The 14419-nt window shown below is 44.1% G+C and carries 15 protein-coding genes; 1 reads left to right on the top strand and 14 read right to left on the bottom strand.

What is annotated here, in order from left to right; translation table 11 throughout:
• Positions 1-15: 15 nt before the first annotated feature.
• The 7 genes from K5R16_RS19480 to K5R16_RS19505 form a co-directional block, all read right to left on the bottom strand.
• The gene (locus K5R16_RS19480; protein ID WP_220739696.1) at positions 16-915 is read right to left on the bottom strand and encodes a hydroxymethylglutaryl-CoA lyase; all 900 of its coding nucleotides are present in this window, start codon (positions 913-915) and stop codon (positions 16-18) included.
• Positions 916-918: 3 nt separating this feature from the next.
• Complete coding sequence (locus K5R16_RS22520) at positions 919-1044, bottom strand: hypothetical protein (protein ID WP_259649937.1); 126 nt, start codon at positions 1042-1044, stop codon at positions 919-921.
• 7 nt (positions 1045-1051) lie between these two features.
• Positions 1052-3151, bottom strand: a complete 2100-nt coding sequence (locus K5R16_RS19485) for a biotin carboxylase N-terminal domain-containing protein (protein WP_220739698.1) — start codon at positions 3149-3151, stop codon at positions 1052-1054.
• Position 3152: 1 nt separating this feature from the next.
• Complete coding sequence (locus tag K5R16_RS19490) at positions 3153-4055, bottom strand: enoyl-CoA hydratase-related protein (RefSeq protein WP_220739700.1); 903 nt, start codon at positions 4053-4055, stop codon at positions 3153-3155.
• A 40-nt stretch (positions 4056-4095) separates the two neighbouring features.
• Positions 4096-5703, bottom strand: a complete 1608-nt coding sequence (locus K5R16_RS19495) for a carboxyl transferase domain-containing protein (RefSeq protein ID WP_220739702.1) — start codon at positions 5701-5703, stop codon at positions 4096-4098.
• Positions 5704-5827: 124 nt separating this feature from the next.
• Complete coding sequence (locus K5R16_RS19500) at positions 5828-6997, bottom strand: isovaleryl-CoA dehydrogenase (RefSeq protein ID WP_220739704.1); 1170 nt, start codon at positions 6995-6997, stop codon at positions 5828-5830.
• 104 nt (positions 6998-7101) lie between these two features.
• A complete protein-coding gene (locus K5R16_RS19505) occupies positions 7102-7497 on the bottom strand; it encodes a MerR family DNA-binding transcriptional regulator (protein WP_044555982.1) in 396 nt (131 codons plus the stop codon).
• A 328-nt stretch (positions 7498-7825) separates the two neighbouring features.
• Between K5R16_RS19505 and K5R16_RS19510 the strand changes: the two genes are divergently transcribed.
• Positions 7826-9754: a propionyl-CoA synthetase gene (locus K5R16_RS19510; protein WP_220739718.1), complete on the top strand. Its 1929-nt coding sequence runs from the start codon at positions 7826-7828 to the stop codon at positions 9752-9754.
• 289 nt (positions 9755-10043) lie between these two features.
• On the opposite strand, the gene K5R16_RS19515 is transcribed toward K5R16_RS19510, so the two are convergent.
• The 7 genes from K5R16_RS19515 to K5R16_RS19545 all read right to left on the bottom strand — a co-directional run.
• On the bottom strand, positions 10044-11123 hold the full coding sequence (locus K5R16_RS19515) for an MBL fold metallo-hydrolase (protein WP_220739706.1): 1080 nt from the start codon (positions 11121-11123) through the stop codon (positions 10044-10046).
• Between the two features lie 106 nt (positions 11124-11229).
• The gene (locus K5R16_RS19520) at positions 11230-11616 is read right to left on the bottom strand and encodes a carboxymuconolactone decarboxylase family protein (RefSeq protein WP_220739708.1); all 387 of its coding nucleotides are present in this window, start codon (positions 11614-11616) and stop codon (positions 11230-11232) included.
• A gap of 71 nt (positions 11617-11687) precedes the next feature.
• Entirely contained in the window at positions 11688-12056 is a 369-nt protein-coding gene (locus K5R16_RS19525) for a MerR family transcriptional regulator (protein WP_220739710.1), read from the bottom strand.
• A 113-nt stretch (positions 12057-12169) separates the two neighbouring features.
• Positions 12170-12406, bottom strand: coding sequence for a hypothetical protein (locus tag K5R16_RS19530; RefSeq protein WP_220739712.1), 237 nt, complete (start codon positions 12404-12406; stop codon positions 12170-12172).
• Between the two features lie 125 nt (positions 12407-12531).
• Positions 12532-12975 (bottom strand): energy transducer TonB, encoded by a 444-nt coding sequence (locus K5R16_RS19535; RefSeq protein ID WP_220739714.1) that lies wholly within the window; start codon positions 12973-12975, stop codon positions 12532-12534.
• Between the two features lie 63 nt (positions 12976-13038).
• A complete protein-coding gene (locus K5R16_RS19540) occupies positions 13039-13440 on the bottom strand; it encodes a hypothetical protein (protein ID WP_220739716.1) in 402 nt (133 codons plus the stop codon).
• Between the two features lie 67 nt (positions 13441-13507).
• The coding region (locus K5R16_RS19545; protein WP_259649938.1) for a DUF4231 domain-containing protein at positions 13508-14419 on the bottom strand (912 nt) is incomplete at its 5' end.

Consider the following 14419-nt stretch of genomic DNA (forward strand, 5'->3'; position numbering starts at 1 on the left):
TTAAGCAACTCGTGACTAAACCGAGATGGCTTGTGCGACTTTTGCACCATTGGTGCGCCCAAGTGCTTGGCTAATTTTGTTACCTGCCTTTGCAAGCTTGTTTAAATCGATGCCGGTTTCAATGCCAAGTCCATGCAGCATATAAACCAGATCTTCAGTGGCTAAATTGCCCGATGCGCCTTTGGCATAAGGGCAGCCACCTAGGCCTGCAACCGATGAGTCAATAACACTCACTCCAGTTTCTAAGCAGGCCAAAATGTTTGCTAATGCTTGACCGTAGGTGTCATGAAAGTGCAGTGCTAGCTGTGAAACCGGTACGACATTGGCAACTGCTTCAACCATTCTACGGGCATTTAGTGCTGTGCCAACGCCAATGGTGTCACCCAATGAAATCTCGTAACAGCCCATTTTGTAAAGTAATTCAGACACTCGTGCGACTTCGCTAACCGCTATGTCACCTTCATAAGGACAGCCCAGCACACAAGAGACATAACCTCGAACACGGATATTATTGGCTTTAGCCAGCTGCATCACAGGTTCAAAGCGTGCGATAGACTCCTCTATTGAGCAGTTAATATTGCGCTGACTAAAGCTTTCAGATGCTGCGCCAAAGATGGCAACTTCGTCGCATCCTGCGTCAAGCGCAAGTTCCAAGCCCTTTAGATTTGGTGTTAGCGCACTGTAGGTAATACCGCTTTGACGCGTGACACCCTTAAGTACGTCCGCTGAATCTGCCATCTGCGGTACCCATTTCGGCGACACAAAGCTGGCGGCTTCGATACGTTTTACACCAGCGGCTGCTAAATCTTCAATCAAAGTGATTTTATCTGCAGTGGTGACCGGCTTTTCATTTTGCAGGCCGTCACGGGCGCCGACTTCAAATATACTAACTTTGCTAGGGAAAGAAGCTGACATTGATTACTCCTCTTTGTTGGCTGTAACTTCGGCCAGTAGCATGCCGTCACTTACGAGTTCACCGGCGTTAAAGAAGAATGCACTGACAACACCGTCAAATGGCGACTCTAAAGATGTAATGTACTCCATCTTGCTTTTACTCCTCTTCGCTGGCTGTAACTTCGGCCAGTAGCATGCCGTCGCTTACGAGCTCTCCGGCGTTAAAGAAGAATGCACTCACAACACCGTCAAATGGCGACTCGATGGTGTACTCCATCTTCATCGCTTCCATTACCATGATGCCTTGGCCTGCTGTGACTTCGTCGCCCACTGCGACCAGATGAGTCACAATAGTCCCGTTCATTGGCGCTTTAAGTTTATCTTCTAAGTTATCTTGCTCTTCAATCACTTCTGACTGAATAGCTTGGTAGTGATAACTGCTTGAGTTGATAAACAGGGTAAAGTCATCACCGACTTGGCTAACAGGTAGCTTTATTTTGTGAGCATGACTCTTTATTGACTGGCTGTTCACTGCACTGTTTACTTCACTTAGGCTATTTACTGCGATTTCGGCATGAAGCGTTTCGCCAATAAGATCGCCAGACAATGTGAGTTGAGTATCGTTAATGACGAGCTGATAAAAGGACTTACTGGCCACTTGTGTCTCAGTTAACTCAAGGTGGTAAACTTGTTGGTCATCATCGAGTAAGGCGACTTGATGCACACTGGCACTATTGAGTCTAAAACCACTGATGGCTCCCCATGGTGAGTAGGGATCATCGCTGTTAATCGCGCAGCGCTTGGCGTCCGCTTTACGGGCACAAAGTTGATAAAGTGCTGCGAGTGCTAATGCTGTTTGACGCTCATTAGATTGGCTCTTTGCAACATCAGCGCTTAGGCCGTGACCGATGAGAGCTTCGCCATAACGCTCAATAAAATTGGTGCTAAAGTCTGCGTTAGCGAAAGCTTCATGCTCAGCAATGTTAGCCAGAAACTCAATGTTGTGCTTTAAACCGCTAATTTGATATGAGGCGAGGGCATGGACTAGGCGCTGCAGAGCACGTGGCCGTGATTCATCCCAAGTAATGAGCTTAGAGATCATCGGGTCGTAAAAGTTACTAATGACATCATTTTCACGTACCCCAGAGTCGATACGTACATATTGACTCTGCTCAGGCTCTCGTAAAAAGTTAAGCTTACCACTGGCTGGCAGGAAGTCATTTTGAGGGTCTTCAGCGTATATACGCACTTCAAACGCATGGCCGTGAATACGCACTTCATCTTGTGTTAGCGGCAGTTTACTGCCGCTAGCCACCATTAACTGCCATTTAACCAAGTCTTGCCCAGTGACTAATTCAGTGACCGGATGCTCCACCTGTAGACGCGTATTCATCTCCATAAAGTAAAAGCTGCCATCGGTATCAAGCAAAAACTCAACAGTGCCAGCGCCTTCATAGTTAATGGCTTTGGCTGCTGCAACTGCTGCTTCGCCCATACTGATGCGCAGCGTGTCACTGAGTCCAGGCGCTGGCGCCTCTTCAACCACTTTTTGATGGCGACGCTGGATAGAGCAATCTCTATCGGACAGATAGATACAATTGCCAAAGCTGTCAGCAAACACTTGTACTTCTACATGGCGTGGTTGGCGTAAGTAGCGCTCCATCAGCAGTTTATCGTTACCAAATGAGCTTATTGCTTCTCGTCTGGCTGACTGAATCGCTTCAAGTACTTCAGCACTACTTTCAACGATACGCATGCCTTTGCCGCCGCCGCCATAGGCCGCTTTGATAAGCAAAGGAAAGCCCATCGCATTGGCTTCGCTGACCAATACGTCATCATCTTGAACATCACCATGGTAGCCCGGAACCAGCGGCACATTAGCGGCGCCCATGATCTCTTTGGCTGCACTTTTGCTACCCATAGAGTCAATCGCCGCCGCGCTAGGGCCAACAAAAGCGATACCGCTTTGTTCACACTTTAAAGCAAAGCCTGCATTTTCTGACAGAAAACCGTAACCGGGGTGAATCGCTTGCGCGCCAGACTTTTTAGCGATCTCAATAATCAAGTCGCCTTTGAGGTATGAGTCTGTAGGCGCGCTGCCACCTAAGTAGAATGACTCATCGGCCATCGCCACGTGGCGAGCGTCGATATCTGCATCGGAATAAAGCGCAACGGTGCGAACACCCATCAATTGAGCTGTTTTGATAATACGGCAGGCAATTTCACCACGGTTGGCAATTAGCAATTTAGTAAACATATTATTTGGCTCCTGGCGCGCTAGCAGTATTGTTTTTATCGACTGGACTTTGAGTCACTGAGCCATTGGCAGTTGAGCTATTAGCAATCGTCCAGTCAGGGCTGCGCTTGTCAAAGAATGCGTTCAGACCTTCTTGGCCCTCTTTTGATACTCGAATACTGGCGATGCGCTCGCTAGTGTAATCGAGTGTTGCTTGATCTATCACGCCGCTCTCAAGGGTTGAAAGCAGGCTTTTTGCCCATGCCATACCTTGTGGGCTATTAGCCAGAAGCGCCGCTATAATAGGCGCAGCAGCACTGTCAAGCTCGTCACTGACTTCGTGAATGATCTGCAGCTCAAGTGCTTTTTGTACATCAAACCGTTCTGCTGTCAGCATGTAACGACGGGCGGCACGTTGGCCCATAGCGCGAGTGACATAAGGGCTAATGACCGCTGGAATGAGTCCAAGTTTAACTTCACTTAGGCAAAAGCTTGCACGCTCATTGGCAAGGGCGATATCGCAGCAACAGATAAGCCCGAGTGCGCCTCCAAAAGCGGCGCCTTGTACTTGTGCAATCGTCGGTTTTGGAAACTTGTCCAGTACCGACATCAACTTTGCTAGCTCATTGGCATCGGTGAGGTTCTGTTCAAAGTCCATCTGCGCTTGTTTACGCATCCAATGAAGATCGGCGCCAGCGCTAAAGTTTTTACCGTTAGCTTTTAGCACCAATACTTGGCATTGCGAGTTATCAGCAAAGTGCGCTAGCACTTTAATCATCTCGCTTATCATCACCTCGTCAAAAGCGTTGTGCTTTTCTGGGCGGTTAAGAATAAGCTCTGCGACACCCTCTTTAAGGGTGCAACTAACAAAAGTTAACTGTTCGCTAAGCGCATTGGTTGTTATTTGTTGCGTTTGATTCGTCATTGTTAAGCTTCCAAAGTGAGTGAATGGCAATGGATAACCATTACATGCGGAACACACCAAATTTAGTCTCTTCTACAGGCGCATTAAGCGCAGCAGAAAGGGCTAAACCAACAACGTCTCGGGTTTGTGCTGGGTCAATAATGCCGTCATCCCATAGTCGTGCACTGGCATGGTACGGATGACCCTCTTTGTCGTATTGTTCAACAATAGGGTTACGGAAACTTTGTTCATCTTCATCTGACCAGTCAACGCCTTTGCGCTTTAATCCGTCGCGCTTAACTGTGGCTAAAACGCCAGCAGCCTGTTCGCCACCCATGACTGAAATACGAGCGTTTGGCCACATCCACATCATGGTTGGGTCAAAGGCTCGACCACACATGCCGTAGTTGCCTGCGCCGTAGCTGCCACCAATAATAACGGTGAACTTAGGCACATTGGCACATGAAACTGCGGTAACCATTTTAGCGCCATGCTTGGCGATGCCTTCATGTTCGTACTTTTTACCCACCATAAAGCCAGTAATGTTTTGTAAGAACAACAACGGAATTTTGCGCTGACAACACAGCTCAATAAAGTGCGCGCCTTTTTGCGCCGACTCAGAGAACAAGATGCCGTTATTGGCGACAATGCCGACCGGATAACCATGGATGCGGGCAAAGCCACACACTAAAGTATTACCGTAATTGGCTTTGAACTCGTCAAAATCAGAATCATCAACAACACGGGCAATCACTTCTTTTACATCGAAAGGTTTTTTAAGATCGGTACCGACGATGCCGTACAGTTCGCTTATATCGAACTTAGGCGGTTTAACCGGGCTTAGCTGTGCGGCTATCTGTTTCTGATGATTAAGACGGGTCACTGATTTACGCGCAAGTTCTAATGCGTGCTCATCGTTTTGCGCCATATGATCAGCCACACCTGAAATTTTAGTGTGTACTTCCGCGCCGCCGAGCTCTTCTGCGGTAACCTCTTCACCTGTGGCCGCTTTAACAAGAGGCGGCCCAGCAAGAAAGATAGTGCCTTGCTCTTTGACGATAATCGACTCATCTGCCATAGCGGGTACATAAGCACCACCAGCGGTACAAAGTCCCATCACTACCGCGATTTGTGGAATACCTTTGGCTGACATTTGTGCTTGGTTATAGAAGATCCGACCGAAGTGGTCTCTGTCTGGAAATACTTCATCTTGGCGCGGTAAGTTAGCGCCGCCTGAATCGACAAGGTAGATACAAGGCAGGTGACAACGGCTAGCAATTTCTTGGGCGCGTATGTGCTTCTTTACCGTGACAGGGTAGTAGGTGCCGCCTTTTACGGTGGCATCGTTGGCAATGATCATACACTCAACACCACTGACTCGGCCTATACCAGCGATAACACCTGCGGCGGGTACGACATCTTCATACAGTTCATAAGCGGCAAATTGCGAGATCTCTAAAAACGGCGAGCCTGGATCGAGCAGTTTTTCAACGCGCTGACGCGGTAGGAGTTTGCCTCGAGACAGATGGCGTTCTCGAGCAACGTCACCGCCACCGAGTTCAATCTGTTGCAGTTTAGATTTAAGATCATCAACGACTTCAGCCATATCATCGAACTTGGCTTTGAATTCATCGCTGCGGGCATTAATACGACTGCTTAGTTGAGTCACAATTTCAATCCTTTTGAAGCGGAATAGAGGCCGACGTTAAGGCTGTCTCCCCTGTCCAAATTTGGGCGCTAAAGGCTCGCTAATCGAGCCTTGTTATTGATGATTTACTTTGGCTTACTTTGGCTTACTTTGATTCGTTAAACAGCTCTCGACCAATCAACATACGGCGAATTTCTGAGGTGCCAGCACCAATTTCATACAGTTTTGCATCACGTAATAAGCGGCCTGCAGCATACTCATTGACATAACCATTACCACCGAGAAGTTGAATCGCATCCAGTGCCATCTTAGTCGCTAGTTCTGCTGAGTATAAAATGGCGCCTGCGGCATCTTTACGCGTGGTTTCACCACGGTCACAAGACTTGGCAACGTTGTAGATGTACGACTTAGCAGCGTTCATGCCTGTGTACATATCGGCAAGTTTGCCCTGTACTAGCTGGAATTGACCGATGGACTTACCAAATTGCTCACGTTCGTGAATATAAGGCACCACGATATCCATACACGCCGTCATGATCCCAAGCGGGCCACCAGACAGAACAACACGTTCGTAATCAAGGCCACTCATTAATACTTTCACGCCATTGTTTAGGCCGCCAAGAATGTTCTCTTCAGGCACTTCACACTCTTCAAAAACCAGCTCACAGGTGTTTGAACCGCGCATGCCGAGTTTGTCTAGCTTCTGCGCTTGAGTGAAACCTTTAAAACCACGCTCAACGATAAATGCGGTAATACCATGAGCGCCTTTATCAAGATCGGTTTTCGCGTAAATAACATAAGTATGGGCATCTGGACCATTGGTGATCCACATCTTATTGCCGTTAAGAATGTATCTATCGCCCTCTTTGCGGGCATGCAGTTTCATTGACACAACATCTGAACCAGCATTGGGCTCACTCATCGCTAACGCACCAATATGCTCACCGGTAATAAGCTTGGGTAGGTATTTGGCTTTTTGCTCACTATTACCATTGCGGTTAATCTGGTTAACACAAAGGTTTGAGTGAGCGCCGTAACTTAAACCGATAGAGGCGGATGCGCGTGAAATCTCTTCCATAGCAACAACGTGGGCAAGGTAACCCATGCCTGCACCGCCGTACTCTTCTGATACGGTGACACCCAATAAGCCCATGTCGCCCAAGACTGGCCAAAGCTCATTAGGAAAGGCGTTATCAAGATCAGTTTTTGCCGCGATAGGGGCAATTTCATTGGCAGCAAAACCTTGTATGGCATCGCGTAGCATGTCGACATCTTCGCCAAGGCCGAAGTTTAGAGATGAGTAGAGTTGAGTCATGTGCTTGTGTCCTGTCAATTTGTCTATCTATGCGAGTTCACTGATCTGTGTCGTGATACTCAACGGCTTATTATTTTGTTGGTGTTATCAATGACTGTTGCTGACTAGCTATTATTGGCCAGTGCATCGCGGCATTGCTGCTCCGCGGAATTTAGTTCCATGAGCACGACTTTGATGTCATCCATCTGCTGCTGCAGGGCGACTTTTTTGTCTTCCACCAAGTCGAGCATGGTGTGTAGTTGTGTGCTGCTGTTTTTATCTGCATCGTAAAGCTCGAATAAACGTCTGGTTTCAGCGAGTGAAAAGCCTAAACGCTTACCGCGTAAAATAAGTTTGAGTCTGACTCGATCTTTGAGATTGTAGATGCGAGTTTGGCCACGGCGCTTAGGTTTAAGCAGCCCTTGGTCTTCATAAAAACGAATACTACGAGTCGTGATATCAAACTCTTTTGATAGATCACTAATAGAGTATGTCGTTTGGGGTAACTGGTTGTCTGACATTAATAACACCATATTTATTAACTTTTCCTGCACGATATATGAAGTTTACGTAAAGGTAAAGTTTGAGGTGGGTCACAAACCATGATTTGATGTCAATTGTGCGTGCCAATCTAGCTTGAAAAGATAAACAAACGTTTGATTTCTCGATTGGTGTTTTAATGTTAAGCTGTTATATAACAACTATTTATGTTGACTTGTGTTTTTTGATTGGTGCTGAATAAAATAGTTTTCCTTACTCATTCTAAGGTCTAATGGGGATTTATTGTGCAGCGGAGCATAATGCTTCAAAGGACAATAATCATTGAGATGTAGTTGTGATTACGCTCAGATGACGTTAACTGGAGTATGCATAGTGAAACACAAAAACACGCAGTTACATGCAAGTTCAATCTCAGACCCGCAACATTTTTGGGCGCAAGCGGCACAAACTATAGATTGGGTGTCACCATGGGACAAAGTACTCGATGACAGTGAGGCACCTTTCTATCACTGGTTCAAAGGGGCAAAGCTCAATACCTGTTATAACGCAGTCGATAGGCATGTAGAGGCGGGGCGTGGAGCGCAGGTTGCGATTCAGTATGTTAGCCCAGTTACAGATACCGAATATGGAATTACCTATGCGGAGCTGCAAGCTCAAGTCAGCCGCTTAGCTGGCTATATGGACTCTATTGGGGTGAAAAAGGGCGACCGGGTGGTGATCTACATGCCAATGGTGCCTGAAACCGCTTATGCCATGTTGGCCTGTGCCCGCATTGGCGCGATTCACTCAGTGGTCTTTGGTGGCTTTGCTGCTAACGAGTTAGCCACCCGTATTAATGACGCTAAACCTAAACTTATCTTGTCAGCATCATGCGGTATTGAGCCCTCAGGTGTAGTGGCTTATAAGCCACTACTGGATAACGCATTAGAGCAAGCGACTCACAAGGTTGAGCATTGCCTCATCTTAAATCGCAGTCAACTTGAAGCAAGCTTACAAGTTGGCCGAGATGTTGACTGGCAAACTGGCGTGGCAACCGCACCAAATATTGATTGTGTGGCGTTAGATGCAACCGATCCGCTGTATATTCTTTATACCTCAGGCACCACGGGCCAACCAAAAGGGGTGGTACGTGATAATGGCGGCCATAGTGTGGCGCTCGCATGGTCAATGAAACACATTTATGACATTGAAGCGGGTGATAGCTTTTGGGCGGCATCAGATGTGGGCTGGGTAGTGGGCCACTCATATATAGTGTACGGTCCCTTACTGGTGGGCGCGACCACCTTAATGTATGAAGGAAAGCCGATTGGCACCCCTGATCCTGGCGCATTTTGGCGCACTATAGCCAAATACAATGTGAAGAGTTTTTTCACCGCCCCCACAGCAATTAGAGCAATTAAACGTGATGATCCTGACGGTGAATACCTCAAGGGTGTTGATCTTTCATGCTTAAAGAATGTGTTCTTAGCGGGTGAGCGCTGTGACCCTGATACCTTACATTGGGCCGAGGATAAGCTTAACAAGCCAGTTATCGATCATTGGTGGCAAACTGAAACGGGTTGGCCGGTCGCCGCTAATTTGATGGGTTACGCCCCTGTTGAAGTCAAAGCGGGTTCGCCAGCGCTGGCGGTGCCGGGTTATCAAATAGAGGTGGTTGATGTCATGGGCGAGCAAGTCGCGGCCAATGAGTCTGGTAATGTAGTGATTAAGCTACCACTGCCGCCAGGGACGTTAACGACACTTTGGCAAAATGAGCTGCGCTATGTGGATAGCTACTTGTCTATGTACCCAGGTTATTACTTAACGGGCGATGCAGGCTATAAAGATGATGATGGTTACCTTTATATTATGAGCCGCATCGATGACATCATTAATGTCGCCGGACATCGCTTATCGACAGGGCGCTTTGAAGAGGTATTGTGTCAGCACGATGCCGTTGCCGAGGCGGCAGTGATTGGCGTTGAAGATGAGCTAAAAGGACAAGTTCCTCTAGGGCTGGTGGTACTCAAAAAAGGAGTCACGCTGGATGAGCAAGAGTTGAACAAACAGTTAATGGCACTAGTGCGTAAAGAGATAGGGCCCGTGGCTGCATTTAGGTTAGTGAGCGCGGTACAAAAGCTGCCTAAAACCCGTTCGGGTAAAATCTTGCGCGGCACCATGCGTAACATCGCCGACAATAAAAAATACAATGTGCCAGCAACCATAGAAGATCCCGCAACCTTAGATATTGTCCGCAATACGCTAACTCGCATGGGATACGCTGACGCCCATGTATAGCGTTTAAGCCTAGTGGCTGGAAGTATGGCAGAGATGAACGGCTTCCAGCTATTAACACTGACTCTAAATGTAATTTATCTGTATTGAGCTTTTGCAAACCCATTGCGGTATCTAGCTTATTATTAGGCAAAAGTGAGTGAGCACTAAGCTATAACAAAAAATGTTTGATGAACAACAGTAAGGCAATCGGATAGACGATAGTGTCGCGTTAAACGGACTAAAATTGTTGGTGGGAATATGTCGCGAATCGAAGCCTAACTAAATGCTTTAGTTCGGTTTAAACGCCTTGTTAGTTTTGCGTTGATGCGATAGATCTCGTTTCACCTATTTTCATTATCCAAAGATCTTCGTCAGAAAATCCACCATCACGCCCAGCCTTCTTAAATCTTACCGGGGGTTCAAACATGGGCTCATCCGACAAGCTGCTAATTGTCCCCCAGTGAGAAGAAATAAGTGTCTTGGCGTGAACATCTGATCCTATCGAGACAGCTTCCTCCGGAGTGACATGAGACATCCACAATAACTCCCTTGGTTCATATGCACCTATAGGCAAAATAGCAAAGTCAAAGGAGTTATACTTATCACCAATATAGTTGAATATAGTGTCTGAATAACCTGTATCGCCAATATAAAGAATTCGTTTTTGGAAGCTTTCAATAACCCAAGAAGCCCATAGCGTTTCATTATGATCTGAGGTGCTTCGTGCAGAATCATGAACTGAAGGTTCCGCTGAAATCTTTACTCCTTCAACAGATATTGATTGCCCCCAATCTAACTCTGTCACCTTGTTATAGCCACGGTCGGTAAAAAAGGACTTGAGCCCTAAAGGAACAAGTACATGAATTTCATGTTTATTTTTTAATTCCCTAACGGTTTTATCATCTAAGTGGTCATAATGATTATGGGAAACAATTATTATATCAATGTCAGGTAATTTGTTGATAGCTATAGGTAAATTTACAAATCTTTTGGGGCCAGCCCATGAAACAGGGCTCGCGCGTTTTGATAAAAAGGGATCGGTCAGAATTGTCACTTTAGAGGTTGTAATCAAAAAGCTTGCATGCCCCAACCAAGTAACGCGATCGCTGGATATTGAGTTTAAAAGCTGAAGAGACTCTAACTCAGTTAATTCATGCCCATCAGGAATATCAGGACCAAACAACGACCCCCATGCTCTTCGCATATAGAAAAAAAAACCTTTAGGTGCGGCAGTTTCTACAAAAGGGTGGTTCTGATACCCCTTATTCGTATGATGTTGGGGCTTAGTATCCGATGACATTTTCATCGAGTAATCTGAAGAGTTTGATGAGCATGCTACTAATATAACGAATACAAGAGTTATACCAGCACGAAACTTTATGTTGCTCATCATCTCCCCTAAAAATAACGCCCACTTAAACGGACAAAAATAGTGGGTTAAAATGTGTAGCGAAGTGAGGTGTAACTTACAGTTTTGTTTGCTTTTAAGTGCCTTGCTAGGCTTTTATTAATTCACGCTCAACAAACACTTCTTTAGCTACGAACATACCATTTAAAGCAGCAGGAAAGCCAGCATATACAGCCATTTGTATGATGACTTCAATAATTTCTTCTGGCTTGCAACCTACATTTAAAGCCCCATTAATATGAACATTTAATTGAGGCAAGCAGCTTCCTAATGCGGTCAATGCAGCAACCGTTGCTAATTCGCGACTCTTTAAATCAAGTCCTGGTCGTTGATAGATGTCCCCAAAAGGAAATTCAATTGTATATTTTGCTAAATCAGGCGAAATTGCAGCCAAGCTATCAATAACTTTTTGTCCAGCTTGTCCATCAATTTCATTCAATTTATTAAGGCCAGATTCATAACGTTGATTATTCATTAACACTCCAATTGTTGTTTATTGTGCACATCCACAATAATGCAACTCTACAACTTAGAGTGAACTCTAAGTCAAGTGTTAAGTTCTAACTCAATGAGTTTACTGTAATGTTCAATTTTATCTTTAAGCTTTGTAAGGTGATATTTTTGTTGAGCTATTTTTTCTTCTAACTTAACGGCGTGGTCTTCTAAAATTTGCATTCTTAACTCAGATGTTGAGTCACCTTCATCTCTTAAATTTGCATACTGTAGAATATTATCAAGTGGCATTCCGGTATCTTTTAACCGCTTTATGAATTGAATCCATATGACCTCCTTTTCTGTAAACCAACGATGACCACTAGCGTTTCGAGAAATGTTTCTTAACAAGCCTATTTTCTCGTAGTATCTAATTGTGTGAGAAGATATATCTGTGATTTCGGAAAATTTTTGAATATTCATGTACAACTCACGAAGAAGCCTGACGCCCACTTAACGGGCTAAGTAATGGTTGGATAAAATAGTGAACGCAGTGAACAAAAGCCAACTGTTTTTTGTCCTGATTTAATGACTTGTTAGCTATCGCTTATTGAATTATCTGAATTTTTTTCAAGCTTAGGAACACCAACATAATATAATACTGCTAAATAATTAATCATTGGTATAAAGCCAACAAAAGACGCCAGTTTAAAGTTTCGGTTTTTACTTCTAGCCAAAAGAAAACACAAAATTCCAAGTGCAACGCCTTGAATAAAAATACCAAACCAAATTGGGTGAAGCTCTCCTGTTCGCATCATTTCGAAAATATTCATAAAACCTCCATTGTTTATTTAGATAGCTAACGCTAAGTTAAGCGGAAAAATGCGGTTGGCTAAAATGTACGAAGCACGAGCGCAGCCAACTGTAATTTTTCCGTTTGAGCGCCTAGTTGTGTGAATTAGCTACATGCTAATTTTGTTTGTTGTTTACAAGCTTTTTGAGCTTGCTCAGTTGATTCACCACCCATACAGAAATCTAACCTCAAAGTTCTTTTTTCTGTGGTAGTTTCTGCAATCGTTGATGCTGGAACCCATTTCCATTTTTTTAACATTTTTCGAGAATATTTACCAAGATGCTTTTTAGGCAAAGAGTTGATGACTTCAACATTTTCAGTTTTTCCTGAATCTGAAATATCGAAAGACAAAACAGCACAACCCATTATTCCAGAACGAGCAAGCTCTATTGGATATTTGGGTGTGTTTTGGTTTGCACGTTCCCAAATAAAGCCACTAGTAGGAGCTACGTCTGTAACCTGTACGTCAGCATAAAAAGTCTTGTTTTTAGCTAAAGCACTTGCCGAGGCGATGGCAAGAACAAGTGGGATTAATGTTAAAGCTTTCATATACACTCCATTGTTTGAATTATTCACATAACGCCCTGTTATTTGTCCCGCTTGAACAGCTTGTTATATTTCAGAATGCAACTCAGCAGTAAACTCAACGAAATTACCTTTTGAAATATTGTAATCAATTTCAGTTTCTAGACGAATAGGTACTCCATTGATTTCGATAATAAATATATCACTATGAAGTACATCTGTAACCCTTCCACAACCTATAGCACCATTTAACCCATTCGGTTGACGCATGTACGTGGTGTTAATTGATTCGCTAATGTTTTTGATATGACCAAGCCATAAAACACAATCCAATTCAAACGGTTCATTTACACATAAACCTCTTAATGGATCACTGCTGTTTGACTTAACGGTTATTGCGGAAATGTCATCAACATTTGAATCTAAAAATCGGATAAATGCCTCGTAAGGACTAAATTCAATCGATAAAATTTTCCCTGATATGAGCACAAAACTATCCCTGAAATATAACGCTTTGCTAAGGGGCCAACTGTTATTTGTCCGTTTGAGCAACTTGTTATACGTTTTTTCTTGCAGACCATTGAGTGTGTTCTCTTGAAAAAGCTGATTCACTACTAACAACAAAGTTAGACAATTCTATGTCAGATTTAACTGACTCTGCTTCGCTTTTTATTAATACTATTTCATGTGCAGCCAATGAATATGATGAATTTAATTCATTATGTTTTTTAGCTTGAAGCCAAGTTAAAACTGCACTTGCTCCTGTTGCGACGATTTCAATTGGTAGTACTAAAGTTGGATTTGTAATACGCCATAACAAAAGGCCTATCGCTATTGCATGCAAAATGACTGAAATGACAAACCACTGTTTTGCCCTACGCTTATTTAATAAAGACTTTTTTCCGTACCAGTTAGCTTGATTTCTTACTCTTTCGTTTTTATAAATCTCTAACCTTTCCTCGAAAGGCAAGTTTCGAACATCAGTCATTCTATGAGAAATAGCGTCTCCAGTAATTTGTTCTGACTGTAAATGAGCCGATAAAGACCTATTTTGGTCAAGAATTGACTTTAAATCTTGCAAAAACTCTTTTCTGCTTTGCTCCTCAGTGACGCCACCCTCATAAGGTTCTGCTTTCATAACCCATCGCCAAGTTCTTGTTTTAACCGATTCAGCAACAGCTCTGCCGTTGTACCAAATATCTTCCGGTTTTTGAACTTTCAGCCAAATTAAGATACACAAAGTTATCAAAAATAATGATGCAGATGATAAAGCTCCAATTAAATCAGCTGGAAAATAAAACGCAATCAAAGCTGCTACAACTAACAAAAAAAGATAGCTCTTAAGTGCTAAATAATAATTTGACTGAGCAATTAAAGAAGCATTATCAGCGGCTTGGAATAATGCAGGGAATTCTTTATCACTTAACTTTTCTTGAGGCATTATCTGTAACCTAAGTTTGTGTAAATA

The organism is Shewanella sp. c952, assembly GCF_019654975.1.
Taxonomy (GTDB): domain Bacteria; phylum Pseudomonadota; class Gammaproteobacteria; order Enterobacterales; family Shewanellaceae; genus Shewanella.

Bases quoted from the DNA above. Each gene is read 5' to 3' on its own strand.
- K5R16_RS19480 (WP_220739696.1), bottom strand. From the start codon at position 915: ATGTCAGCTTCTTTCCCTAGCAAAGTTAGTATATTTGAAGTCGGCGCC.
- K5R16_RS19490 (WP_220739700.1), bottom strand. From the start codon at position 4,055: ATGACGAATCAAACGCAACAAATAACAACCAATGCGCTTAGCGAACAG.
- K5R16_RS22520 (WP_259649937.1), bottom strand. From the start codon at position 1,044: ATGGAGTACATTACATCTTTAGAGTCGCCATTTGACGGTGTTGTCAGT.
- K5R16_RS19530 (WP_220739712.1), bottom strand. From the start codon at position 12,406: ATGAATATTTTCGAAATGATGCGAACAGGAGAGCTTCACCCAATTTGG.
- K5R16_RS19535 (WP_220739714.1), bottom strand. From the start codon at position 12,975: ATGAAAGCTTTAACATTAATCCCACTTGTTCTTGCCATCGCCTCGGCA.
- K5R16_RS19515 (WP_220739706.1), bottom strand. From the start codon at position 11,123: ATGAGCAACATAAAGTTTCGTGCTGGTATAACTCTTGTATTCGTTATA.
- K5R16_RS19520 (WP_220739708.1), bottom strand. From the start codon at position 11,616: ATGAATAATCAACGTTATGAATCTGGCCTTAATAAATTGAATGAAATT.
- K5R16_RS19510 (WP_220739718.1), top strand. From the start codon at position 7,826: ATGACGTTAACTGGAGTATGCATAGTGAAACACAAAAACACGCAGTTA.
- K5R16_RS19525 (WP_220739710.1), bottom strand. From the start codon at position 12,056: ATGAATATTCAAAAATTTTCCGAAATCACAGATATATCTTCTCACACA.
- K5R16_RS19485 (WP_220739698.1), bottom strand. From the start codon at position 3,151: ATGTTTACTAAATTGCTAATTGCCAACCGTGGTGAAATTGCCTGCCGT.
- K5R16_RS19505 (WP_044555982.1), bottom strand. From the start codon at position 7,497: ATGTCAGACAACCAGTTACCCCAAACGACATACTCTATTAGTGATCTA.
- K5R16_RS19500 (WP_220739704.1), bottom strand. From the start codon at position 6,997: ATGACTCAACTCTACTCATCTCTAAACTTCGGCCTTGGCGAAGATGTC.